21 protein-coding genes and 1 pseudogene are annotated in these 23397 nt (G+C 69.3%); 12 read left to right on the forward strand and 10 right to left on the reverse strand.

Annotation, left to right across the window (positions count from 1 at the left end; genetic code table 11):
- Positions 1–122 precede the first annotated feature (122 nt).
- Positions 123–827, forward strand: coding sequence for a GntR family transcriptional regulator (locus ABEB03_RS39635; RefSeq protein ID WP_345657829.1), 705 nt, complete (start codon positions 123–125; stop codon positions 825–827).
- A 5-nt stretch (positions 828–832) separates the two neighbouring features.
- On the opposite strand, the gene ABEB03_RS39640 is transcribed toward ABEB03_RS39635, so the two are convergent.
- On the reverse strand, positions 833–2032 hold the full coding sequence (locus ABEB03_RS39640; protein ID WP_345657830.1) for a CoA transferase: 1200 nt from the start codon (positions 2030–2032) through the stop codon (positions 833–835).
- 286 nt (positions 2033–2318) lie between these two features.
- Here ABEB03_RS39640 and ABEB03_RS39645 point away from each other — a divergent pair, with 286 nt between their 5' ends.
- Positions 2319–3671, forward strand: coding sequence for a phenylacetate--CoA ligase family protein (locus tag ABEB03_RS39645; protein ID WP_345657831.1), 1353 nt, complete (start codon positions 2319–2321; stop codon positions 3669–3671).
- A gap of 136 nt (positions 3672–3807) precedes the next feature.
- On the forward strand, positions 3808–4272 hold the full coding sequence (locus tag ABEB03_RS39650; protein WP_345657833.1) for a MarR family winged helix-turn-helix transcriptional regulator: 465 nt from the start codon (positions 3808–3810) through the stop codon (positions 4270–4272).
- A 39-nt stretch (positions 4273–4311) separates the two neighbouring features.
- Here the strand turns inward: ABEB03_RS39650 and ABEB03_RS39655 are convergent, their stop codons facing one another.
- The 4 genes from ABEB03_RS39655 to ABEB03_RS39670 form a co-directional block, all read right to left on the reverse strand.
- Positions 4312–6405 (reverse strand): FUSC family protein, encoded by a 2094-nt coding sequence (locus ABEB03_RS39655; RefSeq protein ID WP_345657834.1) that lies wholly within the window; start codon positions 6403–6405, stop codon positions 4312–4314.
- A gap of 114 nt (positions 6406–6519) precedes the next feature.
- The gene (locus ABEB03_RS39660; protein WP_345657835.1) at positions 6520–7635 is read right to left on the reverse strand and encodes an NDMA-dependent alcohol dehydrogenase; all 1116 of its coding nucleotides are present in this window, start codon (positions 7633–7635) and stop codon (positions 6520–6522) included.
- 143 nt (positions 7636–7778) lie between these two features.
- Positions 7779–8120, reverse strand: coding sequence for a hypothetical protein (locus tag ABEB03_RS39665; RefSeq protein WP_345657836.1), 342 nt, complete (start codon positions 8118–8120; stop codon positions 7779–7781).
- 80 nt (positions 8121–8200) lie between these two features.
- Positions 8201–9688 carry an aldehyde dehydrogenase family protein gene (locus ABEB03_RS39670; RefSeq protein WP_425589366.1) on the reverse strand — a complete coding sequence of 496 codons (1488 nt, stop codon included), beginning with the start codon at positions 9686–9688 and terminating at the stop codon, positions 8201–8203.
- Between the two features lie 261 nt (positions 9689–9949).
- On the opposite strand from ABEB03_RS39670, the gene ABEB03_RS39675 reads away from it, so the two are divergent.
- Both ABEB03_RS39675 and ABEB03_RS39680 read left to right on the forward strand, forming a co-directional pair.
- Positions 9950–10405, forward strand: coding sequence for a MarR family winged helix-turn-helix transcriptional regulator (locus ABEB03_RS39675; protein ID WP_345657838.1), 456 nt, complete (start codon positions 9950–9952; stop codon positions 10403–10405).
- On the forward strand, positions 10402–13071 hold the full coding sequence (locus ABEB03_RS39680) for an FUSC family protein (protein WP_345657840.1): 2670 nt from the start codon (positions 10402–10404) through the stop codon (positions 13069–13071). The genes ABEB03_RS39675 and ABEB03_RS39680 overlap by 4 nt, the downstream gene beginning before the upstream one ends.
- An 81-nt stretch (positions 13072–13152) precedes the next feature.
- On the opposite strand, the gene ABEB03_RS39685 is transcribed toward ABEB03_RS39680, so the two are convergent.
- From ABEB03_RS39685 to ABEB03_RS39700, 4 genes are all read right to left on the reverse strand, one after another.
- Positions 13153–14289 carry a CaiB/BaiF CoA transferase family protein gene (locus tag ABEB03_RS39685; protein ID WP_345657841.1) on the reverse strand — a complete coding sequence of 379 codons (1137 nt, stop codon included), beginning with the start codon at positions 14287–14289 and terminating at the stop codon, positions 13153–13155.
- A 79-nt stretch (positions 14290–14368) separates the two neighbouring features.
- Positions 14369–15532: an acyl-CoA dehydrogenase family protein gene (locus tag ABEB03_RS39690; protein WP_345657842.1), complete on the reverse strand. Its 1164-nt coding sequence runs from the start codon at positions 15530–15532 to the stop codon at positions 14369–14371.
- Positions 15532–17481: an AMP-binding protein gene (locus tag ABEB03_RS39695; protein WP_345657843.1), complete on the reverse strand. Its 1950-nt coding sequence runs from the start codon at positions 17479–17481 to the stop codon at positions 15532–15534. The genes ABEB03_RS39690 and ABEB03_RS39695 overlap by 1 nt, the downstream gene beginning before the upstream one ends.
- Before the next feature lie 27 nt (positions 17482–17508).
- Entirely contained in the window at positions 17509–17988 is a 480-nt protein-coding gene (locus tag ABEB03_RS39700) for a MaoC family dehydratase (protein WP_345657844.1), read from the reverse strand.
- A gap of 112 nt (positions 17989–18100) precedes the next feature.
- Between ABEB03_RS39700 and ABEB03_RS39705 the strand changes: the two genes are divergently transcribed.
- Entirely contained in the window at positions 18101–18808 is a 708-nt protein-coding gene (locus ABEB03_RS39705; RefSeq protein WP_345657845.1) for a GntR family transcriptional regulator, read from the forward strand.
- Positions 18809–18875: 67 nt separating this feature from the next.
- Here ABEB03_RS39705 and ABEB03_RS39710 read toward each other — a convergent pair whose 3' ends face one another.
- Entirely contained in the window at positions 18876–19415 is a 540-nt protein-coding gene (locus ABEB03_RS39710; protein WP_345657846.1) for a YbhB/YbcL family Raf kinase inhibitor-like protein, read from the reverse strand.
- Between the two features lie 169 nt (positions 19416–19584).
- Here ABEB03_RS39710 and ABEB03_RS39715 point away from each other — a divergent pair, with 169 nt between their 5' ends.
- The 6 genes and pseudogenes from ABEB03_RS39715 to ABEB03_RS39740 all read left to right on the forward strand — a co-directional run bounded on the left by ABEB03_RS39715 (position 19585) and on the right by ABEB03_RS39740 (position 23228).
- Positions 19585–20043 carry a MarR family winged helix-turn-helix transcriptional regulator gene (locus ABEB03_RS39715; protein WP_345657847.1) on the forward strand — a complete coding sequence of 153 codons (459 nt, stop codon included), beginning with the start codon at positions 19585–19587 and terminating at the stop codon, positions 20041–20043.
- Positions 20044–20098: 55 nt separating this feature from the next.
- Positions 20099–21820, forward strand: a complete 1722-nt coding sequence (locus ABEB03_RS39720) for an MFS transporter (RefSeq protein ID WP_345657848.1) — start codon at positions 20099–20101, stop codon at positions 21818–21820.
- A gap of 153 nt (positions 21821–21973) precedes the next feature.
- Entirely contained in the window at positions 21974–22678 is a 705-nt protein-coding gene (locus tag ABEB03_RS39725) for a GntR family transcriptional regulator (RefSeq protein WP_345657849.1), read from the forward strand.
- Positions 22679–22731: 53 nt separating this feature from the next.
- A pseudogene (locus tag ABEB03_RS39730) lies at positions 22732–22809 on the forward strand (hypothetical protein); the annotation flags it as partial.
- A gap of 33 nt (positions 22810–22842) precedes the next feature.
- Positions 22843–23001, forward strand: a complete 159-nt coding sequence (locus ABEB03_RS39735) for a hypothetical protein (RefSeq protein WP_345657946.1) — start codon at positions 22843–22845, stop codon at positions 22999–23001.
- The gene (locus ABEB03_RS39740; RefSeq protein ID WP_345657850.1) at positions 22998–23228 is read left to right on the forward strand and encodes an alpha/beta hydrolase family protein; all 231 of its coding nucleotides are present in this window, start codon (positions 22998–23000) and stop codon (positions 23226–23228) included. Before ABEB03_RS39735 ends, ABEB03_RS39740 begins: the two co-directional genes overlap by 4 nt.
- Positions 23229–23397: the final 169 nt, after the last annotated feature.

Genomic DNA, 23397 nt, shown 5'->3' on the forward strand with positions numbered 1-23397 from the left:
GCGACCCCCTCGGGGGTCGCCCGGTGCCGCGCGTAAACACCTCGTTGCGCCTCGGCTACGAACAAGAGAGAGTGATCGATCGTATATTATGCTGGGGCCTCATGAGGAGGCGAGAAACAACGATGACGGGCAACGTAATCACCCTGCACGGTCGAGGCGCCACGCGGAGACGACTTCCCGACGAGGTGGCGAGCTACGTCCGTGAGCTGATCATCTCCGGCGAGGTGCGCGCGGGCGAGTTCCTGCGCATCGAGCCCATCGCCGAGGCGGTGGGCGTCAGCAACACACCGGTCCGAGAAGGCATGCTGGCTCTCCAGAGCGAGGGCTTCGTCCAACTGGTCCCGCGCCGGGGCTTCATCGTCGCCCCCTTCACTCAGCAGGACATCCGGGATCTGTTCTGGACCCAGGCACACCTGGCCGGCGAGTTGGCCGCGCGCGCTGCCAGGAAGATCACGGCAGAACAGATCGCCAGGCTCGAGGCGATCCTCGCCGAGCACGAGAAGGCCATCGCCGCGGGCGACGAAGAACGCATCGCCGGCTTCGGCCACGCCTTCCACCGGGAGATCAACCTGGCGGCGGACTCACACCGCCTCACTCTCCTGCTCAACTCGGCCGTCCAGCATGTGCCGAACCGCTTCTACGCGACGATCGAGGGTCAGGTCGCCGCCACCAGGCACGCACACCCCCTCCTGCTCGACGCGCTGCGCACGGGCGACGCAGGCGAGGCGAGGGCACTCATGCAGCGACACATCGCCGAGGGTGCAGACCACCTGGTCGAGGCCCTCGATGAGCGCGGGCTGTGGAGCAGGTGGGAATCGGCGTCCTGAGTGGCCTACGCATCGCCTCTGGGAGCGTCGGACCCGCCCACCACCGGGAGGAGTTGCGTGTTGTGCTCACCGACGGCGGGGGCGGGCAGGGGATCCAGGCGCCCGCCGTCGACGACGATGGGTGATTTCGGCGCCAGGTGCGGGCCCACTCCGGGCTGGTCGACCTCGTCGAACAGGTCGCTCTTTCGCAGCGCGGCACCGCCGTCACGGCCGAGCTCCTCGAAGCTCCGGTAGCGTTCCCAAAGGATCCGGTGAAGGTCCAGGATCTCGGCCGCTTCGGCGAACCGGGTACCGCCGAACCAGCGCGCCAGCAGGGTCGAGATCAGCTCGCGGTGTTCGTATCGCTGCGACTCGCTGGAGAAGTCGATGTCCAGGGCGCCGGCGAGGCCCTCGAACGCGGCCGTCAGACCGGTCGCGGTCAACAGCTTGGTCCAGTGCCGCTTCGTCAGGATCACGACCATCAGCCGTACGCCGTCCGCGGTCACGAAGTCACGGCCGTAGGTGCCGAAGACGTCGTTGCCGGACTTCGCGCGCTCGTGGTTCGTGACCTGCGCCTCGGCCAGATAGCCGAGGTTGCCCGCCGTGGCGAGCGCGACGTCCTCCAGCGCGACCCGGATCTCCCGGCCCCGGCCGCCGACCAGCCGCTCCCGCTCCGCGGCGAGCAGGCCGACCGCCAGATACAGGCCGGCCGCGATGTCCCAGGCGGGCAGCACGTGGTTCACCGGCGCGGCACTGCCCGGCGCTCCGGTGATCAGGGGGAACCCGGTGGCGGCCTGGACCGTGTAGTCCACTCCGGCACCGCCGTCGGCACGCCCCTGCAGGACCACGTGGATCACGTCGGGACGCAGCGCGCTGAGCGCCTCGTAGCCCAGTTCCGGGTATCTGTCGCTGTTGCTCACGACCACACACGGACCGCCCCGCACGATCAGGTCCACCACGCGCCGGCGGTCCGCCGCGGATTCCATGTCGACGGCGACGGCGCGCTTGCCCTTGTTCAGGCCCGACCAGTACAGACTGGTTCCGGAGTCGGCCAGCGGCCATCTGGTCCGGTCCGCCGCGCCGCCGAGGGGTTCGACCCGGATCACGTCGGCGCCCAACTGAGCGAGCGTGAGCCCGCACAGAGGCGTGGCCACGTAGCTCGAGATCTCGACAACCCTGAGGCCGGACAGGAGCCCCTCCTGCGGGGGCAGTTCTTCAGGAGGCATGGTCATCCCTTCGACCCGGCGACGTACGCAGGGCTGTCACTGTCGGAACCCAACCAACATATATGATATTTCCAAACCTCGGAAGGGTCGTCCGGTCGCCGAAGTCGCAGCCGCACCCGGCCGCGCTCTGCGCTCATATGGATGCCGACAAATTCGGGCAAGATATGGCGAGCTGGACCGGATACAGCCACCCGCAATCCGTCTCACCGTCCCCGCCGAACCAGCCCGGGTCGGCTCCTGAATAAGATATATGATTATTGAATACCCTGAAAGAGAGGGAGGCGTCATGGCAGGTGCTCCGTTCTCAGAGAAGTACTGGAACTCGATCGAGACCATTTCCGCCGCGGAGGCACGGGCAGTCCAGGATGAGCGCGTGCGGGAACAGATTGCCCATCTGGCCGCGAACAGCGCCTTCTACCGCGAGAAGTTCTCACAGCACCATGTCGATGTCACGAAGGTCAGGACGGTCGAGGATCTGGCCGGTCTTCCGTTCACCGAGAAGCAGGAGCTCCGTGACAGTCTGGCGAGTTTTCCGCCGCTGGGAGCCCATGTCGCTGTGGACGATTCCGACATCGTGCAGATTCAGGCGTCGTCCGGCACCACGGGGAGCCCGTCGTACGTGGGGCTCACCGCGAGCGACGTCGTCACCTGGTGCGAACTCGGGGCGCGGGCACTGTATGCGAACGGATTCCGGCCGGGTGACCGGCTGCTGCACGCCTTCGGCATGAGCAAGGGGTTCGTCGGTGGACTGCCGATCGTCCAGATTCTGCAGTACATGGGCATCGTCGACATCCCGATCGGCGCGGAGGCCGGCGCGGAGCGGCTGCTGCGCGTGCAGGCGGATCAGCGGCCCAACGCCCTGATCGGCACCCCGTACTTCCTCACCCACCTCGCCGAGCAGGCGCCGAAGATCGTCGGTCGCGCCGCCCGCGAACTCGGTGTCCGCGCGATCAGTGTCGGCGGTGAGCCCGGCGGCGGCCTGCCCGCGGTGCGCGAGAACCTTGAGACGTTGTGGGGCGCGACCGCGCGCGAGATGCTCGGGGGAACCGACATCGCCTGCACGTACTGGGGTGAGTGCGAGGCGGGCGACGGGATGCACTTCCTCTCACCGGACCTCATGGTCGCCGAGCTGATCGACCCCGAGACCGGTGAGCAGGTCGCACCGGTCGAGGGCGCGCAGGGCGAGCTCGTCTACACGGCCCTGCGCCGCCAGGCCTCTCCCCTGCTGCGCTTTCGCACCAGGGACCACGTCGTGGTCACCGGAACCGACTGCTCCTGCGGTCGAACCGGCTACAAGGTCCGCTGCATCGGCCGCACGGACGACATGCTGATCGTGCGCGGAATCAACGTCTTCCCGTCCGCGATCAAGCAGCTGGTTCTGGAGATGATGCCGGCGACCACCGGGGAGATGCGGATCCAGGCGGACTTCGAGGGGCACTCGACCCAGCGTCCGCTCCCCCTGGTCGTCGAGCACGCCTCCGGCTTGAGCCAGGACCAGCAGCAGGACCTGCGCGCCGCGCTCGAACAGCGGATCCGCTCGGCCCTCAATGTGAAGACGGTCGTCGAGCTCGTCCCCGACGGGACGCTGAAGCGCCCGGACCACGTCAAGGTCGCACTGATCGAGCGCGTCTTGTCGTAGCCGCGGCCCCGGACCCTACGACACTGCCCGCAGGGTGGCAGACCCTCGGGCTGCCCGGTGGCCACCGGGCGGTGGGTGGCCCGCCCGCCGGGGTCACGTCAAAGTGATCCCACCGGCGGACACATATAATCGGTTGATGCATAAGCGGGCTACAACTGACGACCCTGGGGTGCCCGGGGTGCCGCCGGAAGACTTGATGATCGCCGTGGAGCAGCTGGTCCGCTACGTACGCAAGAGCGCCACTGCCGGCGGCCTGAGCACCGCGGCATCCTCCGCGATCGCCCGACTGGGCCGGGAAGGCCCCCAGCGACTGACCACGCTGGCCCGGGCCGAGGGAGTCACTCAGCCGAACATGACCCAGCTCGTCAGCCGTATGGAACGTGGCGGGCTGGTGCGGCGGGTCGCCGATCCCAGCGACGGCCGGGTGGTGCTGGTGGAAGCCACCGAGACCGGTCTGGAGATCTTCCGGCAGCGTCACGCCGAGCGCGCCCAGGCCTTGCAGCAGCTCATCGAGGAGCTGGCCGAGCCGGAACAGCACGCGGTGAAGGTCGCGCTCCCGGCCCTGACCCGCGCGATCCAGGATCGTCAGTCACGTTCCTGAACCTTCTGTTCGTCCAGGTGCTCTCCCGACGCGAACCCTTCACCCCACTCCGACCGCCCGGTGCCGGCCGGTCACGCGCTGGTCACTGATCGCGGATGCCAGGTCCTCCACGGCGTGGGTGACATGGGCGAAGACCTCACGCTCGCACATCCCGGACGGTGTGGTGTCCGCGAGTTCGACGCTCAAGAGGTCGTGCAGCTCAGCGGTCAGTCCGGGAGCCGGCATCCTGCCCGTCTCCGCGGCTTCGGCCAGTTCGGACAACTCCTCCTGCAAGGACTCCGCGTAGCGAGCGACTGAGGGAACTCCCGGCTGCCGCGGACCCGGCGCATGGGCGGCCAGCAGGGCCGATCCCTTGGCGAGTTCGCGGGTCGAGCGGGAGAGCTCCTCCAGTTCGGGGCCGCTCCACCGGGCTCGGTGGTGGACCGGTTCGGACGTGGCGTTGGCGGCGGCTTCCTGGAAGTGGCGGCGGGCGACGCGGGCTTCGTGCCCCATCCTGTCCAGGGCCGCCCGGTCGGCGCCTGCGGGGTCGGCCCAAGCGGCTGCGAGGGCGCCGAGGTACCGGCCTTCGATCCGGGTCCAGTTCCCCAGCAGCCGGGGCAGTCGCTTGCTGTGCCAGGTGGGCCACAGCATGTAGACGATCATGGCGATGGCGGCGCCGATCAGCGTGTCGACGGTGCGGCTCCACGCGCTGGCGCCTTCTCCGCCGATGTAGGCCACCACGGCCGTGATGCAGATGATCGTCGGCGGCTGCCCCATGCTGCGGAAGGCCAGGTAGCCGAAGATCAGCAGGACCACGATGACGGAGTGCAGCAGCTTGTCGTGGGGCAGCATGGTCAGGGCCCAGCCGAGGAAGCCGCCGACGATGGCACCGGCGCTCCGGCTGATGCCGCGGCCGATGGTGTGCTCGAAGGTGGGGACCAGGACGACCGCGGCCGTCAGGAAGGCCCAGACGGCGTGGTGCGCCACACCGATGCCGCCCCAGTCACCGCTGGCGCGGCCGACGGCCTCGGCGAGGGTGGCCGCGACCGCGAGGCGCAGAGCGTGCCGGAAGGCGGGGGATTCCCAGCCGAGTTCGGCACGCAGTTGCCGCAGTCCACGAGCGAGGAAGCCGGACTGGGCGTGCTGCTTGGCCAGTTCGGTGTGCTGCCAGGAGGCACCGGCATCGCCGGAGTCGGACAGCGAGGCGATCCGTTCCGCTTCGGTGAGGCTCTCCACGAGGCCCCGCAGCGTGCGTGCCGGGGGCTCACCGGGTCGCGGCTCCAGCTGGCGCCGCGCGCGTTCGTCCGTCGTGGCAGCGACCGTTCGGCCGGTTCGCACGGCCGAGGCGATCTCGGACAGGACGTCCGCGACGGCGGCGCAGCGCGCCTTGCGGGTGTCGGGGTCCAGGCCGGTGGGCGCCTCGAGGGCGCGCAGGTATCGCACGATGCGTTCCGCCTCGCCGACCAGCGCGAACAGGGGTGCGGCCGCGGCGCGGCAGCGCTGCGGCAGGACGGTCAGCGCCTGCCGTGCGGTGAGCGTCGGCTGGGGCCATGGCTGGCCCGGGGCGCCGCCGTCCGCGTACGCCCTGGCATCGGCGGCGAGCGCGTCGTAGAGCGCCGCCACAGCATCGCGCTGGCCCGCGAACCGAGGGCCGTAGGGCGGGATCAGATGGCAGACGAAGCCGATGCCGCCTCCGACGGCGAGCCACTTCACCTCGCTCAGCCCCGTGGAGATGTCGGGCGAGATGTCGGCGAAGGCCACCATCATGATCATCATGATGATCACCCTCATTCCCGGGCCGATGCCGAGGGTCAGCAGCATGCCGCCGACGAATGTGCCGAGGAAGGCCAGAACGTAGAGGAGCCACGGGATGTCGTGCAGATGGACGCCCACGAGCGGACCGGCGACACAGAGCAGGAGCGTACTCACGGCTGAGATGACCACGCGGTTGCGCCGGCGGGGGACGAGCGAGCCCATGCCGGTGAACCAGGCGCCGATCGTCACCATCGGATTGTTCAGGAAGTAGCTGACGACCGTGGCGACGACGACGGCAACGGCGACCCGCAGCAGCGCCTCCGGGTTCTGCAGGGGCCGCCCCAGCTTGAAGCCGTGGCGCGCGGCGTGCAGAACAGCGCGCCTGTAGTGGGTCCACATGGCGGTGTATCACTTCTTTCCGTGTGAGCACGGAGGCGCCGGGTACGCGGGGACGGACCCGGCACCTCTCATGACGGTGGTGCACGACGGCCGTTGGCCGGACACGGACCTCGATCAGTCGAAGAGCACGACTCCGCGGAGGTTCTTGCCCGCGTGGAGATCGTGGTAGCCCTGCTGGATCTCGTCGAGCTTGTACGTCCGGGTGATCATGTCGTCGAGGTTGAGCTTGCCGGCCCGGTAGAGGTCCAGCAGGCGATTGACGTCATGGTTGCCGTTGGTGCCACCGAACAGCGAGCCCACCAGGTGCTTCTGGTTCAGCGTCAGGTTGGACAGCGGGATCGGCGCCTCGTCGGCGGAGTGCGGGGCCACCGACGCCACCACGACGGTGCCGGCCTTGCGGATGGCACGCAGCGCCGCGCCCACGATGGACGAGTCACGGACACCGATGGCGATGACCGCCGAGTCCGCACCCTGACCGTGGGTGAGCTCCTTGGCGAGCTCGGCGGCCTCCTCGACCGACCCGGCGGCGTGCGTCGCGCCGAACAGCTTGGCCGTCTCCTGCTTGAACGGCACCGGGTCCACCGCGACGATGTTGGCCGCACCGGCGTGCAGGGCGCCCTGGAGGGCAGCCGCGCCGATCCCGCCGGCACCGACGACCAGCACGGTCTCGCCCGGCTGTACTCGCGCCAGGTTGACGGCCGAGCCCCAGCCGGTGCTGACCGCGCACCCGACGAGGCAGGCCTTGTCCAGCGGGATGTCCTTGTCGATCTTCACGACCGAGTTCAGCGACACCGTGGTCGTCTCCACGAAGGTGGAGATGCCGCACATCTGCCCGACCGGGGCACCGTCCGTGGTGTGCAGCCGGAAGGAGCCGTCGGTCCAGCGCGGGCCGCGCAGGATGCCGTCCTTCAGGTCGCACAGGTTCTCCATCCCCGTGGCACACCAGCGGCAGTGCCCGCAGGACGGGATCGCGGTGAAGACGACGTGGTCGCCCTCCTTGATGCCCTTGCTGTTCGGGAAGGCCTTCGTGACGATGCCCGCGCCCTCGTGACCGAGCGCGAAGGGATAGGTGCCGACCGGGACGTCGGACATGTGGTGGCTGTCCGAGTGGCACAGGCCCGAGGCCACGAGCTTCACCTGGACCTCGTCCTGGCGGGGGTCGTCCAGCTCCAGGTCCACGACCTCCAGCTCGCCGGGGGTCTGGCGAATCACTGCTCCACGCGTCTGCATCGAATGATCTCCTTTGTCGAACTGATATCGCTGTACGCTGCGTGGCCCGTCCTCATCGCGGGTGCACCGGCGAGGAGGGGCCGGTCTGCGGGGATTCGGTCCCTTGTCGGCCGCAGGGTCGGTGCGGCCCTACGGCTGTGGGCCTATGGCTTCGATTCGAGGCGCGGCGTCATCGCCTCGAAGATCAGGCCCAGCCGCTCCGGGCTCAGCGCCTCGCTGATCACCATGGCCGGCGTGTTGTACCGCGCGGACAGCTCGTCGATCGACTTCTGGAGGTCGTCGGTCTCGATCTCGTAGATCGCGAGGTAGCTCCACGGGTAGGGCGCCTCGTTGCGCTGGGCGTCGGCAAGCTTGAACCGCTGTGCGCTGACGAAGCCCGGCACGGCGAGCGCGTCGTGGACGTGGGTGTTCGTGTACCACTCGTTGTATTCGTCCTCCTTGCCCTCCACCGGGTTGGTCAGAACGACATAGCTGTACCTGGGCATTGCGCCTTCTTCTTGATGAGTGATGGACAGGTGATCCGTCTTCGTCTCGGCGGAACCGCGGAAGACGGACGACTGGGTGTTCAGCGGTCGAGCAGGGTGATGACGGACTTGGTCTCGAGGTATTCCTCGAGGCCTTCCAGGCCGTTCTCGCGGCCCCAGCCGGACTGCTTGTAGCCGCCGACGGGCATCTGGACTCCGCCCGCGCGGTGGACGTTGATGCCGATGCGGCCGGTGCGGAGCTTGCGCGCGACGGTGTGGGCGGTGGCGATGTCCCGGGTCCAGACGCTGCCGGCCAGGCCGTAGTCCGTATCGTTGGCCGCGGCCACCGCCTCGGCGACATCGGTGAACGGGATCACGCCGAGGACCGGGCCGAAGATCTCCTCGCGGATCATGCGCATCGACGGGTCGGCGTCGGCCACCACGGTGGGTTCGAAGAAGAAGCCCTTGTCGCCGATGCGGGAGCCGCCGGTGACCACGCGGGCGCCTTCCGTGATCCCGCTCTCGACGTACTCGGTGACCCGGTCGAGCTGCCGCTGGGAGATGAGCGGACCGAGGTCCATGCCCGGCTGGGAACCGTGGCCGACCTTGAGCGAGCGGGCGTATCCCGCGATGCCCTGGACGACGTCCTCGTAGATGTCCCGGTGGACGAACAGGCGGGTTCCAGAGGTGCAGATCTGGCCGGAGTTCCAGAAGATGCCCATGGCGACACCGGGGATCACCTGGTCCAGTTCCGCGTCCGGCAGCACGATCACCGGGGACTTCCCGCCGAGTTCCAGGGAGAGCTTCTTCAGGTTGCCGGCGGCCGCCTGCACGATCTTCTTGCCGACCGCGGTGGAGCCGGTGAAGCTCACCTTGTCCACGTCGTCGTGCGCGGCCAGAGCCGCACCGACCGGACCGTGCCCGGTCACGACGTTCACCACGCCCTCGGGGACGCCCGCCTCCAGCAGGAGGCGTACGAGTGCCAGCACGGAGAGCGAGGCTTCCTCCGACGGCTTGACGACACAGGTGCAGCCCGCCGCCAGTGCCGGTGCCAGCTTCATGGAGATGCCGATGAGCGGGGCGTTCCACGACACGATCAGCCCGGCCACACCGACCGGCTCCTTGAGCGTGATGCCCTGCAGGCGGCGCGCACCGGGACCGATCTCCACGGCCTGGCCATGGATCTTGTCCGCCCAGCCCGCGTAGTACCGGAACAGGTTGACCGCCTCGCCCAGCATCGCCCGGGCCACCGACACCGGCATGCCCACGTCCAGGCTCTCCAGCCGGGCCAGCTCGTCGGCATGAGCCTCCAGCAGATCGGACACGCGCCACAGCACGACCGCCCGCTGCTGACCGGACAGTCCCGTCCAGCGCTCCTCCTCGAAGGCCTGTCGAGCCGCCCGGACCGCCGCGTCGACGTCGATGGCGTCCCCCTCAGGGATACGCGTCACCACGTCACCCGTGCCCGGGTCCACCACGGGGAACGTCGCACCGGACCGGGCCGGAACCCAGAAGTCGCCGATCAGCATGCGCTCCGGCTCGACGAGCGAGCCGAGTCCCGGCGTCCGAATGTCGGCTGTCACTGTCATCTCTCCTCTACTGCCAGCGCCAGATCTCGCGCTGTTCTCGATTGCGAACCAGCCAGGCGCCACGCCCGGCCGTTCAGGCCCGCCCACGACCCCGACCGGCCCGTCGAGAGGGGCGAAGCCGACCATCAGTGGCGATGAGCACGAGATACATAATAGCGCTATATAATTGAGTTATCTATGTGGCACATCTCTCCCCCAGTCCACCGGTGGTGCGCGGCCACACGGCAGGGAAAGTGCATAAGTCACGTATATAATGAGCGTATGCACTCGCGGGCGCAGGACGAAGAACGGATCACTCGGGCCTCCAGGAACCTGCTCAGCGGCATCGGCAGGCTCACCCGCACCATGTACCGCCTCGGCGAGTTCGGGGTGCCACACAGCCACGTCAACGTTCTGACCGCGCTGGAGGCGGGCCCGCACCGGGTGGGCGACCTGACCGCCCCCACCGGGCTCACCCAGCCGAGGGTCACCGTTCTCCTCAAAGAACTCGAGGAGCGCGGGCTGGTCGAGCGGCAGCGCTGCACCGACGACCGGCGCGCGACCAACGCCTATCTCACAAGCCAGGGTCAGGAGCTACTGCGGCAAGGGCGACAGCGCATCGCCGCGGCCCTGCTCGACGCACTGGGTCCGAGCGTCGAAGACGCCGAGCGCGTCGTCGCGGCCGCCCGCGAGACCGTCCTGACCCTCCTCAACGCACTGGAATCCGAGGCTACTTGAGCACCCCTCCCCTGTCGTCGGCCACCGCCTCCGACCTCTCCGGGACTTCCTCCGCTTCAGACACTCCCCGCGAGACACCTAAGGACTCACTCGCTCCCGGCCGGGTCGGCGGGCCGCGCCGCTGGTGGGACTGGGTACTCGCGGTCGACCCGGGGCTCGGCCAGATACAGGCGGCCTGGCGCACCCTGGTGTCGATGATCACGGCCCTGGCCGCGGGCTATGGAATGTCCCACGCCGTAGGCCTCCCGCCCATGCTGGGTATGACAGTCGGCGGCGTGCTGGGGCTGGTGGGATCCTTCCTGATCGCCGAGAACACCCCCGCGCGGCTGGCGCGTGCCGTCCTGTGGATGCCGGTCCCGTTCTGCGCCGTGCTGCCCCTGAGCGCGTGGCTCCACCCGCACCGGCTACTGAGCCTGTGCCTCCTCGTCGTGGCACTGGTCCTCATGATGGTGCTGGCCCGGTTCGGTCCCCTCGGGTTGCTGACCGGCATCCTGGTGTTCGTCGCCCTCGTGGTGGGCGAGATGGCGGCCGTCCCGCTGTCCGAGTGCGGCCGGCTCTTCGTCATCTCCGTGGTGACGTCGGTGGCCTTGCTCGCCGCCCGCTTGCTGCTGTGTTACCCGATGCCGCGTGAGGACCTGTTGCGGACCCAGCGGGCCTTCGTCGTCGAGGCACGCAGGATCGCCGACGCCGCGGCCACCGCCCTGGACCCGGACGCGGACCCGGCTGTCGCGATCAAGCGCATGCGGCGAGCCCTGCGCCGGCTCAACATCACGACCCTGATCATCGACGGGCGGCTCGCGCAGCCCGAGGTCGCCGCCGACCCGGAGGCGGCCGAACTGCTGCATCAGTACCTGTTCGACGCCGAACTGGCACTTCAGGGCATCGGGGAGACCGTGCAGAAGATGTCACGTCACCAGGTGCCGTCGGCGCTGCGCGAAACGATGGTCGTCGGCCTGACCATCACCCGCGACACCCACCTGGGCCGGGCCGATGCCCTGCGACCGGCCGCCGAGCTGATCCGTGGCCACGCCGCGAACACACCGAGGGGTACGGACCAGGACGAAGAGGTACGCGCACTGGCCCGGCGGGTCGGTGACCTGCTGGACTCGCTCGCCGACTCGCTCGCCTCGTGGCTCAGGCTCGGCTGGAACACGCCCACCACCCGCGCGAAGGTTCCCTTCCAGCCCAGCGTCGTGCTGGAGAACGGGCGCCTGCCCGAAGCCGGTCCGGCTGCCCGGCGTGTGGTGTCCGCGCAGAGCGGCCCGGGCCTGCGGCGGGCGGTCCCTGCGTGGCGCGCTCCGCTTCAGGCCGCTGCCGCGGGCGCGATCGCCCTGCCGATCGCGGATGCCGTCAACCCGGAGCGTTACTACTGGGGAATCATCGGCGCGATGGTCGCCATGCTCGGGACCAACACGACCCATGAGCGGCTTCGCAAGCTGGCACACCGTGTGGTGGGCACGCTCGCCGGCGCGGTGATCGGCATCGCGCTGCTGCGCCTCATCGGCCCCGGCCACATCCACTGGACACTGCTGGTCATCGTGGCCGGGCTGTCCCTCGGTGCCGCGTGCGTACAGCGTCGGTACACCTACATGGTCACCGGGCTGGTGGTCGCGCTGGTGCAGCTGTACGGGTTCGTCACGCCGTACGACGAGATGGACCGGCTGCTGGCGGACCGGCTGATCGACAACGCGCTGGGCATGCTGGTGGCCACCCTCTGCACCGTACTGATCTTCCCGGTGTCCACCCGGAAGATCTCCCGCGAGGCCGCGCACGGCTACCTGTCCGCGCTGGAGGAGCTGATCGGCCGGCTCACCGAGCGGTGGACGGACCCCGAGGCGCCGGTGCGGCTGCGTGGTGCGGCGCGTGCCGTGGAGGCCGCTCTGCACCAGATGAAGAGCGTGCATCAACCGCTGGTCAGGATGCCGCGCGGGACGCGGGGCCGGGGCGCCGACAACCTGCTCGGGCTGCTCGCTACAGCCACCCGGCACGCAGGATCCCTGGCAGCGGCGGCGGACATCGACATCGACCCGGCCCCACGGCTGCGCACCGAAGTCGAGCACATCACGCAGGTCCTCACCACCTCCGTTCGCGCGCTCGGCCGGCAGATCACCACCGGCGAGGACGGCGGGACCTGGGTCCGTATCAGCCCCGCGATCTCCGAACTGAAGGCCGTCCTGGACTCGGCCGTGGGACCTCGCGCGGACCGCCTGCACAAGGCGCTGTGTGAACTCGCCGCGCTGGACGAGGTGTTGGCAAGCATCGCCCAGGACCGTGGCATGACCGTCACCACGTCGACCGCTGCGCCCACCGTGGCGGTAGGCACCCGACCGCTCCATGGCACAGGCCTCGCGGGCACGCCGGCCGGCGCCCTGCGTGCCGCCGACCGGGCCGTCGACGGGACGGTGACCGTGCAGGGCTCGGTGCGCTGCCCGGAGCACGGCAGCTGCGAGGCGCGGATCACGGTGGTGGACAGCCGTGGCAAACGTCGGGCGCAGGTGCAGACGGCCGGCGGCCGCTACACCGTCACGAGGCTGGCACCGGGCGCGTACACACTGGTCGTCTCCAGTCCGGCGCATCCGCCACGCGCGGAATCCCTGCTGGTCTACCAACCCGGCCCCGACCTGCACCGCGATATCACGCTTGCCCCCGAAGAGTCCGAGGGGTAACAGGTGACGGCGGCCGTCGCACATTGCTGAAGGGGTGGTGCACGGGAGTTCCCGTGCACCACCCCCTCGGTCACCGGACGGTCAGACGGACCCGGCCTTCCAGGACTCGATCAGGTCGCGCGCCTCGACGGGCACGGCGCTCGGCGCCGCGGGGACCCGCCCGGGCGTACGGCTCAGGCGCGGTGCGGGCGACGGGTGGAGCACGCCGTCCACGCGCTGGAAGACCTGGCGCTGGGCGTTGTGGGCGTCATCGGCCGCTTCGTCGAACGAGAGGACCGGCGTGACGCAGGCATCCGTGCCCGCGTAGACGTCCGCCCACTCCGCCCGTGTCCTCGACTCGACCGCCGACGCGATGAGTTCGCGCAGCTTCGGCCAGCCGGACCGGTCGTTCTGGTCCGGCCAGTCGGCGACGTCCACGCCGAGGCGCGAGGTGAACTCACGGTAGAAGTCCGGCTCCAGCGCTCCCACCGCGAGGTAGCGTCCGTCCGCGCACCGGTAGGTGTCGTAGAAGGGCGCACCGGAGTCGAGGAAGTTCGTTCCGGGTTCGTCGTCGTAGAGACCTGCCGCCCGCAGGCCCTGCAGCTTGGCGGTCAGCACGGCCACACCGTCGAGCATCGCGGCGTCCAGGACCTGCCCGCGCCCCGACGTCCGCGCTTCGAGGAGGGCGCATACGATCCCGTAGGCGGCCATCATCCCGCCGCCCGCGTAGTCGCCGAGCAGGTTGATGGGCGGCCGGGGGGCCTCGCCCCGCCGGGCCATGGCGTGCAGCGCGCCCGACTGGGCGACGTAGTTGATGTCGTGTCCGGCCACCTTCGCCAGCGGTCCGCTCTGGCCGTAGCCGGTGAGGCGGGTGTAGACGACAGCCGCGTTACGGGCCGTGACGATGTCCGGTCCGAGACCGAGGCGTTCGGCCACGCCCGGGCGGTAGCCCTCCATGAAGACGTCCGCGGCCTCGACGAGGCGGAGCACCGTCTCGACGCCCTCGGGGTCCTTGAGGTCGACGGCCACGGCGTCCACGCCTCGGTTGGCCAGGTCGTGCTGCGGGCCCAGACCGTCGGTCTGGCTCAGCGCACGTGCGGACCGGTTGGCCGGCCGGGTCACCCGTACGACGTGCGCGCCCATGTCGGCCAGGAGCATCCCCGTGAAGGGAACGGGGCCCATGCCCGCCAGGACGACGACGCGCACTCCGGCCAGGGGGCCGCTCACCGCGTCACCCATGTTGTCCTCACTTTTCCTCCGGTGACCTTCGTACCTGCCGGGCCGCGGTGTGGGCGGCCCGGCCGCTCGTCGGTACGGCTCAGTACGAGCGGGGCAGCCCGAGCGCCTTGGTGGCGATGTAGTTGCGCACCATCTCCTGGGAGAAGGGAGCGTTCGGGAGCAGTCGCGCCTCTCGCCACAGCCGCTCGACGTGGTACTCCTTGGCGTACGCGTAGCCGCCGTGCGTCTGCATCGCGCGGTCGCACGCCTCGAAGCCCGCCTCGGCTCCGAGGTACTTCGCGGCGGCGGCCTCCTTGCCGCAGTTCTGCTGGTCGTCGAAGAGCCTGGCGGCGTTCATGGCGACGAGCTCGGCCGCCTCGAGGCGGATCCAGGAGTCGGCCAGCGGGTGCGCGACGGCCTGGTTCTTGCCGATGGGGCGGTTGAAGACGACCCGCTCGTTGGCGTACTTGGACGCCAGCTCGAGCGCGGCGCGGCCGAGGCCGATGCCCTCCATGCCGACGACGATGCGCTCGGGGTTGAGCCCGTCGATCAGGTAGCGGAAGCCCTGGCCGACCTCGCCGACGACCTCGTCGTCGCCGACCTCGAGGTTGTCGATGAACAGCTCGTTGGTGTCGATGGCCGCACGGCCGAGCTTCTCGATCTCGCGCACGGTGATCTTCGAGCGGTCGAGGTCGGTGAAGAACAGGGTCATGCCGTCCAGCGGCCTGTTCTCGTCACGCGGCGAGGTACGGGCCACGATCAGGATCTTGTGGGCGTTCTGCGCGTTGGTGATGAAGATCTTCTGGCCGTTGATCCGCCAGCCGCCGTCGATCTTCTCGGCGCGCGTGCGGATGCGGGAGGTGTCCACACCCGCGTCGGGCTCGGTGATGGCGAACGCCATGAGGAGCTCGCCCTTGGCGAGCTTGGGCAGGAACTCGCGCTTCATCGCCTCCGAGCCGTACCGCAGGATCGGGGCCGGCGGGAAGACGTAGAAGTGGATCGCCGAACCGCCGCTCATGCCGGCGCCGGACTGCGCGATCTCCGTCATCATGACGGCGGACTCGGCCAGGCCGAGGCCGAGACCGCCGTACTCCTCGGGGATCATCGCGCCGAGCCAGCCGCCGTCGGCGAAGGCCTTGACGAACTCCCAGGGGTACTCGCCCTTCTTGTCCTTCTCCCGCCAGTACCCGTAGTCGAACTTGCGCGCCAGCTCGCGGACGGTCTTGCGGATCAGCTCCAGATCGGTGAGCTCGGTCGTGGCCATCAGTGGGCTCCTTCTTCGAGGACGGGAATGTCCTCCAGGGGGGTCATGGGGTCGAGCGACGACAGGTCGCCCGTCGACGCGCCGAGGTAGCGGGCGCGGATGGCACGGCGCATGATCTTGCCGTTCTTGGTCTTCGGCAGTGTCGCCACGATGTGCAGCGTCGGTGCGAAGGAGCGGCCGACGTTGTGCACCGCGGTTGTGGTCAGGGCGTCGGGATCGATGTCGGCGTCGCCCAGCACGGCGAAGGCCACCACACGCTGCCCGCGCTGCGCGTCGGGGACGCCGATGACGGCCGCCTCGACGATCCGGCGGTCCTTGAGGAGGGACGCCTCGATCTCGGCCGGCCCGACGCGGCGGCCGGACACCTTGATGGTGTCGTCGGAGCGGCCGTGGATGCGCCAGGTGCCGTTGTGGTCGACGCTCGCGAGGTCGCCGTGCAGCCAGACGCCGTACCACTGGCTCCAGTACGTCTCCAGGTAGCGCTTGCGGTCCTGCCAGAAGGCGTGCGTCATACCGGGGAACGTGTTGAGCACCGTCAACTCGCCGACTTCGTCCACGGCCGGCCGTCCGTCCTGGTCGAGGACCGCGACGTCGATGCCGAGCAGCGGCCCGTTGAAGGACGCGGGCTCCATGGGCAGGAAGGGATAGCTGTTCAGGAGGCCGCCGCCGACCTCGGTGCCGCCGCTGTAGTTGATGATCGGGCGCCGGGACTCGCCGACGGTCTCGAACAGCCACCGCCAGGTCGGTTCGTCCCAGGCCTCGCCGGTGGACACGAACGCGCGCAGACTGCTGAGGTCCCCGAACTTCCCGTCGCTGCCGGCCATCACGGCGCGGATCGCGGTCGGGGCGACTCCTTGCAGGGTGACGCCGTTGCGTTCGACGATCTCCCAAAGTCGCTTCGGCGTCGGGTGGTTGGGCACGCCCTCGGTGAACACGACGGTGGCGCCCAGCTGCAGGCCACCCATGATGAGCAGCGGGCCGACCAGCCAGCCCATGTCGCTGATCCAGGCGATGACGTCCTCGCTGTGCACGTCGAAGCCGTAGCCGAAGTCCGCGGCCGCCTTCACCGCCAGGCCTCCGTGGGAATGCACGATCCCCTTGGGGGCCCCGGTGGTTCCCGAGGTGTAGACGATGGTCAGCGGCTCGTTGGGGTCGGCGTCGACCGTGTCGACGGGGGCCGGGTGCGGGTCGAGCTCGTCCCAGTAGACGTCGAGTCCGTCGACCATGTCGACGCCGTCGGCGAGATGGCGGACCACGACGACGTGCCGGACCGAGGGCGCGGACGCGAGGGCCTCGTCGGCGGTCCGCTTCAGCGGAACCCGCCTGCCGCGGCGGGTGGTTCCGTCGGCGGTGACCAGGACGACCGCCTCCGAGTCGCGCAGCCGGGAGGCCAGTGCCTCGGCGCCGTAGCCGGTGAAGGCCGGAACCGAGATGGCACCGATCATCGCGCAGGCCAGGAAGGCGACGGTGGCCTCCGGGACGACCGGAAGGAACAGGACGACGCGGTCTCCCCGCTTGACGCCGAGCCCGGTGAGGTTGGCGGCGAACCGCCTGACCTCCGTGTCCAGTTGGGCGTAGGTCAACGAGCGCCGCTGGCCTCCGTCGCCTTCGTAGACGACGGCCGTCTTGTCGGCGAGCGGGCCGACCGCATGACGGTGGGAGCACAGCGTCGCCGCGTTCAGGCGTCCGCCCTCGAACCAGCGGGGGAACGGCTTGCCTTCACTGTCGTCCAGGACACGCTCGAACGGCCGCGAGAAGGTGATGTCGAGGTCGTCCACGACGTCACGCCAGAACCGTTCCGGGTGCTCCACGGATGCCCGGTGCAGTTCCTCGACTCTGTCGTATCCCCATCGGCGCATGGCCGCGAGCAGGCGGCTGCGCTCGCGCTCGGCCTCGCCCGGCACCCACACCGGGTGGTCGGGCCTGGCGAACAAGCTGGTGTTTCGCATACCGACTCCTATCTGCGAGCCGCGTCCTCAGGAGGCGGCCGTTTCCGCCTTCTCGGCAGCAGATCGCTTGAGCATCAGGCCGACCCGGCGGGCGTCGCAGACGATCTCGTCGCGCTGGTTGATGCCGAGGTGGCGGAAGGTGACGATCCCTGAGTCGTCACGGCTCTTGGACTCACGCTTGTCGACGATCTCGGTGCGGACGTGGATCGTGTCACCGTGGAAGACCGGCTTGGGGAACTTGATCTCCTGAAAGCCGAGGTTGCCCAGCGTGGTGCCCTGGGTCGTCTCCGGAACCGTGATGCCCGAGACCAGTCCCAGGATGAACAGGCTGTTGACCAGTCGCTGACCGTGGATGCTGTTCTTGCTGTACTCCGCGTCCAGGTGCAGCGGGGCCAGGTTCAGCGTGAGGGTGCTGAAGAGCACGTTGTCGGTCTCGGTGACCGTCCGCCGGTTCACGTGCTCGATGACGGCACCGGGCTCGAACTCCTCGAAGTAAAGACCTGCCATGAGGGATCGCCCTTTCACTTTCGGTGGACTCTCAATGGAGCGGAGCGAACATACAAAATATATTATGCGTAGGCAAGAGCGATGTCGGGATCGAAGAGGGGGCGGCGGACCGATGGGAACCAACGACGTGGTCGTGATCCATGACCGTACGAGCCGGCGGCAGCCGCTTGCCGAGGAGGTGGCGAGCTACGTGCGCGAGCTGATCATCTCGGGAGAGGTTCGACCGGGTGACTTCCTGCGCACCGAGCGCGTCGCCGAGGCGGTCGGCGTCAGCAGCACACCGGTGCGCGAAGGACTGCTCGCCCTGCGGAGCGAGGGCTTCGTCCAACTCGTCCCGCGCCGCGGATTCATGGTCGCACCGTTCACCCGGCAGGATGTACGCGATCTGTTCTGGGCCCAGGCACGACTCTCCGGCGAGCTGGCCGCTCGCGCCGCGCGGCAGATCACCGCGCAGCAGATCGCACGGATCGAAGTGATCCTGGACCGCTATCAAGCGGCCGTCGAGGCCGACGACACGGAACGCGTCGCCGGCCTCGGCCACGCGTTCCACCGCGAGATCAACCTGGCGGCGGGATCCCGCCGCCTCGCCCTCCTGCTGGGTTCCGTCGTCAAGCACCTGCCCAACCGCTTCTACGCGACGATCGAGGGGCAGGTCGCCGCCACCCGGACGGAGCACCCCCTGCTGCTGGACGCCCTGCGGAAACACCAGGCGCACAAAGCGAGGTCGCTCATGGAGCAGCACATCCTTGCGGGCGCCGACCGCCTGATCCAAGTGCTGGAAGAACGCGGCCTGTGGAACGACCAGGAGCCGGCGCGCTGAGCGATGGGGCACGAGATGGGACCGAGAGCCCGGGGCAGGGGTGATCCGCCCCGGGCTCTCGCTCTGCTCAGACCGGCGTCGCGTAGACCGGCGTGAGCGTGGCCCGCGCCAGGGCGTGGCCCAGAAGCTGGAAACCGAGCCAGGCGGGGGTGGCGTCCGGCGCGATGTCGAGCGTGGGGACGTCCAGCGCGTGCACGACGAAGAAGTAGCGGTGAGCGCCGTGCCCGGGCGGGGGTGCGGCGCCGAGGTAGCCGGCCTGACCCGCGTCGTTGGCCAGCACCTTGGCGCCGACGGGAAGGTTCTTTCCGCCGACGGCGCCCGCATCGGCGGGCAGCTCGTGCACGGATGCGGGAATGTCGTACACCGCCCAGTGCCAGAAGCCGCTGACCGTCGGCGCGTCCGCGTCGTAGCAGGTCACCGCGAAGCTCCGCGTGCCGTCCGGGTAGCCCTCCCACGCCAGCTGCGGGGATCGGTCCTGCCCGGGGCCGCCGAACAGGCCGCTGCACTGGGCGATGTCCAGGGTCTGCCCGTCGGCGATGTCGGTGCTGCGCAGCGTGAACTGCGGCACCGGCGGCAGCACGCTGTAGGGATCGAAGGGGTGGGTCATGCGCGTCTCCTTGGTCCACGGATATTTGTCCACAATGCGCCCGTTCGGCGTTGAACCCGCCACTCTGCGGATGCGGTGCCGCCCAGCGGTCGAGCCGTCGCTCGGCAGTCTCCCCGCCAGGGTGACGCGTTCGATTGCTTCACAGTACACATAGATGCATAATCCGATTATGCAGAATCGGGATGCGGCCCCTGCCTCCTCGGATGCGTCCATCGAGGACCTGATGACCGCCGTGGAGCAGATGGTCCGGTACGTACGGCACAGCGCCACGGCCGGCGGCCTGGGCAGCGCGGCCTCGTCCGCGCTCGGCCGGCTGGGCCGCGAGGGGCCCCAGCGACTGACCGAACTGGCCCGGGGCGAGAACGTCTCCCAGCCCAACATGACGCAGCTCGTCACCCGCATGGAGCGTGCGGGGCTGGTACGGCGTACAGCCGACCGCACCGACGGCCGGGGCGTGCTGGTGGAGGCCACCGACACGGGCCTGGAGCTGTTCCGGCAGCGGCGGGCCGAGCGTGCCGAAGCCCTGCGGGAGCTGGTCGAGCAACTGACCGAACCGGAGCGGCGCGTGGTGAAGGTCGCGCTCCCGGCCCTTGCCCGCGCGATTCGGGATCGCCAAGTGCGTCCCTGAACGCGCCCTGTTGGGATCCCCGTCCCCGTCCCCACATGACTGGAGAGAAGCGGTAATGAGTGGACCGCACGGAAAGACTGCCAGCCCGTTCAGGCAGCCGAAGGCCGTCTGGGCCGTGGCGTTCGCCTGCGTGATCTCGTTCATGGGCATCGGTCTCGTCGACCCGATCCTGCCCGCCCTGGCCCAGAGCCTGCACGCATCGCCGAGCCAGGTGTCGCTGCTGTTCAGCAGCTATCTCGTCGTGACGGCGGTCGCGATGCTGATCGTCGGCTGGTTCTCCAGCCGCTTCGGCGCCAAGCGGACCCTCGTCATAGGCCTGGCCATCATCGTCGTCTTCTCCGCCCTGGCCGGCACCTCCGGCTCCGTCGACGGCATCGTCGGCTTCCGCGCCGGATGGGGCCTGGGCAACGCCCTGTTCATCGCCACCTCCCTGGCGGTCATCGTCGCCTCCGCCAGCGGCGGATTCGGCGGCGCGATCATCCTGTACGAGGCAGCGCTCGGCCTCGGCATCGCCGTCGGGCCGCTGCTCGGCGGCGAGTTGGGCGCCATCAGCTGGCGCGGCCCGTTCTTCGGCGTCGCCGTCCTGATGGCCATAGCCCTGGTCGCGACCCTCGCCTTCGTACCCTCCCTGCCCAAGCCGGAACGCCGGACCTCACCGATCGCGCCACTCAAGGCGCTGCGTCACCGCGGTCTGCTGACCATGGGCATCATGGCCCTGCTGTACAACTGGGGCTTCTTCACCATGCTCGGCTACGCGCCGTACCCCATGGAGCTGAGCGCCCACGAACTCGGACTCGTCTTCACCGGCTGGGGTCTGCTGGTGGCCGCCTTCAGCGTCTTCTTCGCCCCGCGCCTGCAGGCCCGCTTCGGCACCGCGCCGGTCCTGTACGCCAACCTGCTCGGCCTGAGTGTCGTCATGGCCGTCATCGCCGCCGGCGTGAGCAACCCGACCGTGGTGATCGTGGCGGTCATCGTCAGCGGCGCCTTCATCGGAATCAACAACACCCTCACCACCCAGGCCGTCATGCTCGTCGCCCCGGTCGAGCGTCCCGTGGCCTCCTCCTCCTACGGCTTTCTGCGCTTCATCGGCGGCGGCCTGGCTCCGTACGTCGCCGGCAAGCTCGCCGACGCCGGCGGCCTGAGCGTCCCCTTCTACCTCGGTGCCGGTACCTTCCTCCTCGCCATCCCGGTCCTGGCCAGCGGGCACCGCCTGCTCCGTCAGGCCGAGCAGCACGCCGGCGCAGGAGAGCCGGTCGTCCCGACCCTCACGCCCGTCGGCGACGCGCCCTGCGGCGGCACGGCTCCGGTCGTCGTCGCTGTCGGCGATCACCACCAGGCGGCCGCCATCGTCGACGCCGCGGCGCGCCTCGCCCGCGAAACCGGCAGCCCGCTGGAGGTCGTCCACGTCCAGCAGACCGCCGTGGTCGAGGAGCAGACCGCCGACACCGAGACCGGTGACCAGGCACGGGCAGCCGTCACCACCCACCTCGACCGGCTCGCCGCCCGCGGCATCGCCGCCACCGGCCAGATCCTCAGCAGTGTCGGCGACCACGCCGCCGCCGGCCGCGTCCTCGCCCAGCACGCCGCCGAAGTGAACGCCCGCGCGGTGGCCGTGGGCCGCTCGCCGCGCGGCCCCGTCGTCCAGTTCACCGAGGGCAGCTTCACCACCGCACTCACCCGCAGTTCCCGCTGCACCGTCGTCCTGGTCGATCCCGACAGCACGCCCCGGCACCTGACCATGGAAGCCCTGACGGAGCTGCGCGGCAGCACGGTCTGAGCCGGCCGCACCACACACCCGCGGGCTGCGGTGCGCATCGCGCGCCGCAGCCCGCCTTGTCGCTCTCGCGCACGGAGCCGTTTCCGCCGCTCAGGGTCGCCCCGAAGGCAGAAGCTATATGATGCTTTCTATTCCAGACCGGCCGGAGACTCGATGGGGAACGAGGCATTCATGACGCGCGACCGCGACTCAAAGCGGCAGCAGCTGTCCGAAGAGGTGGCAAGCTACGTCCGTGAGCTGATCATCTCCGGAAAGGTCCAGCCCGGCGAGTTCCTGCGTATGGAACCCATCGCCGAAGCGGTCGGTGTCAGCAACACGCCCGTCCGGGAAGGCCTGCTCTCCCTCAGCAGCGAGGGCTTCATCGAGCTGGTCCCCCGCCGCGGCTTCGTCGTCACCTCCTTCTCGAAGCAGGACGTACGCGACCTGTTCTGGGTCCAGGCGCAGCTCGGCGGCGAACTGGCCGCCCGGGCCGCCATAAAGATCACCAGCGAGCAGCTCACCGGACTCGAAACCATCGCCAAGCAGCAGGAAGAGGCCATCGAGGCCGGCGACGAGGACGAAATGGTCGAGTACGGCCACGCCTTCCACCGCCAGATCAACCTCGCGGCCGACTCCCCTCGTCTCGCCCTGCTGCTCCGCTCGGTCGTCAAGCAACTGCCCAACCGCTTCTACCTCTCCATCGAGGGCCGGGCCGCCGCCACCCGCGAGGAACACCCCCTCATCCTCGAAGCCCTCCGCAGGCGCAGCTCACGCATGGCCCGGTCCCTGATGGAACAGCACATCCTCGACAGCGCCGACCACCTCATCGAGACGCTCGAAGAACGCGGACTCTGGAAAGAGGACCAAACGGCGTCCTGAGTACAGGACGCCCGATGTCCGGCACGGGCACACCCTCCGGCACCCGCCTGTAATTGCACCGCGAAGGCATAACAGCAGCCCGCTGCACGGTCGTTCGGCTCATGCGCGACCTCGGCCTCCAAGGCGCCCGACGGGGCAAAAGATCCGCACCACCATCCGAGACGATGGCCATGAACGAGGCCTGGTACATCGCCGTCAACGGTTCGGACCGCCTTCTCGTGGTCAACCACCCAATGACGTGCAATCCGTATGGATTCCCAGGGCAGCTCGAGCCGTGGCACACCGAGCTTGGTGTGTCCGGTGGCTTCGAGGTCGACTCTTGACCGAACTGCGTTTCCTGCACGCCGCCGACCACAACATCCTCACCTACGACCTTCGCAACCATGGCCTGAGCAGCGACGCCAACGGCGTCACCAGCCGGCTCGGACTGATCGAGGCCCGCGACGTCGTCGGTTCGCTGCGTTACGTCCGCAGCCAGGACAGCCCGGCAGCGATGAAGCTCGGCCTCTACAGCCGTGCACGGGAGCCAACTCCACGATCGTCGCGATGAACTTCTGGCCCGAGGAGTTCGGCGGTGTCCAGGCGCGGAGGACAACGAGCTGTTCTGGATCGAGGGCTCCAACCAGCGCTTCTACGCCTGCAACTACTTCGGACAGCACCCCGAAAAGCTCATCGGCTGGTTCGACCGCCTCCCCTCATCGTCATCGGCGCACCGGGAG

Origin of the sequence: Streptomyces siamensis (assembly GCF_039543605.1) — a bacterium.
GTDB lineage: Bacteria > Actinomycetota > Actinomycetes > Streptomycetales > Streptomycetaceae > Streptomyces > Streptomyces siamensis.

Excerpts from the sequence above, each read along its gene's own strand:
- ABEB03_RS39735 (WP_345657946.1), top strand. The coding sequence starts at position 22,843 with ATGGCCATGAACGAGGCCTGGTACATCGCCGTCAACGGTTCGGACCGC.
- ABEB03_RS39645 (WP_345657831.1), top strand. The coding sequence starts at position 2,319 with ATGGCAGGTGCTCCGTTCTCAGAGAAGTACTGGAACTCGATCGAGACC.
- ABEB03_RS39695 (WP_345657843.1), bottom strand. The coding sequence starts at position 17,481 with ATGCGAAACACCAGCTTGTTCGCCAGGCCCGACCACCCGGTGTGGGTG.
- ABEB03_RS39690 (WP_345657842.1), bottom strand. The coding sequence starts at position 15,532 with ATGGCCACGACCGAGCTCACCGATCTGGAGCTGATCCGCAAGACCGTC.
- ABEB03_RS39705 (WP_345657845.1), top strand. The coding sequence starts at position 18,101 with ATGGGAACCAACGACGTGGTCGTGATCCATGACCGTACGAGCCGGCGG.
- ABEB03_RS39710 (WP_345657846.1), bottom strand. The coding sequence starts at position 19,415 with ATGACCCACCCCTTCGATCCCTACAGCGTGCTGCCGCCGGTGCCGCAG.
- ABEB03_RS39725 (WP_345657849.1), top strand. The coding sequence starts at position 21,974 with ATGGGGAACGAGGCATTCATGACGCGCGACCGCGACTCAAAGCGGCAG.
- ABEB03_RS39720 (WP_345657848.1), top strand. The coding sequence starts at position 20,099 with ATGAGTGGACCGCACGGAAAGACTGCCAGCCCGTTCAGGCAGCCGAAG.
- ABEB03_RS39665 (WP_345657836.1), bottom strand. The coding sequence starts at position 8,120 with ATGCCCAGGTACAGCTATGTCGTTCTGACCAACCCGGTGGAGGGCAAG.
- ABEB03_RS39700 (WP_345657844.1), bottom strand. The coding sequence starts at position 17,988 with ATGGCAGGTCTTTACTTCGAGGAGTTCGAGCCCGGTGCCGTCATCGAG.
- ABEB03_RS39685 (WP_345657841.1), bottom strand. The coding sequence starts at position 14,289 with ATGGGTGACGCGGTGAGCGGCCCCCTGGCCGGAGTGCGCGTCGTCGTC.
- ABEB03_RS39655 (WP_345657834.1), bottom strand. The coding sequence starts at position 6,405 with ATGTGGACCCACTACAGGCGCGCTGTTCTGCACGCCGCGCGCCACGGC.
- ABEB03_RS39660 (WP_345657835.1), bottom strand. The coding sequence starts at position 7,635 with ATGCAGACGCGTGGAGCAGTGATTCGCCAGACCCCCGGCGAGCTGGAG.
- ABEB03_RS39675 (WP_345657838.1), top strand. The coding sequence starts at position 9,950 with ATGCACTCGCGGGCGCAGGACGAAGAACGGATCACTCGGGCCTCCAGG.
- ABEB03_RS39640 (WP_345657830.1), bottom strand. The coding sequence starts at position 2,032 with ATGCCTCCTGAAGAACTGCCCCCGCAGGAGGGGCTCCTGTCCGGCCTC.
- ABEB03_RS39670 (WP_425589366.1), bottom strand. The coding sequence starts at position 9,688 with ATGACAGTGACAGCCGACATTCGGACGCCGGGACTCGGCTCGCTCGTC.
- ABEB03_RS39635 (WP_345657829.1), top strand. The coding sequence starts at position 123 with ATGACGGGCAACGTAATCACCCTGCACGGTCGAGGCGCCACGCGGAGA.
- ABEB03_RS39650 (WP_345657833.1), top strand. The coding sequence starts at position 3,808 with ATGCATAAGCGGGCTACAACTGACGACCCTGGGGTGCCCGGGGTGCCG.
- ABEB03_RS39715 (WP_345657847.1), top strand. The coding sequence starts at position 19,585 with ATGCAGAATCGGGATGCGGCCCCTGCCTCCTCGGATGCGTCCATCGAG.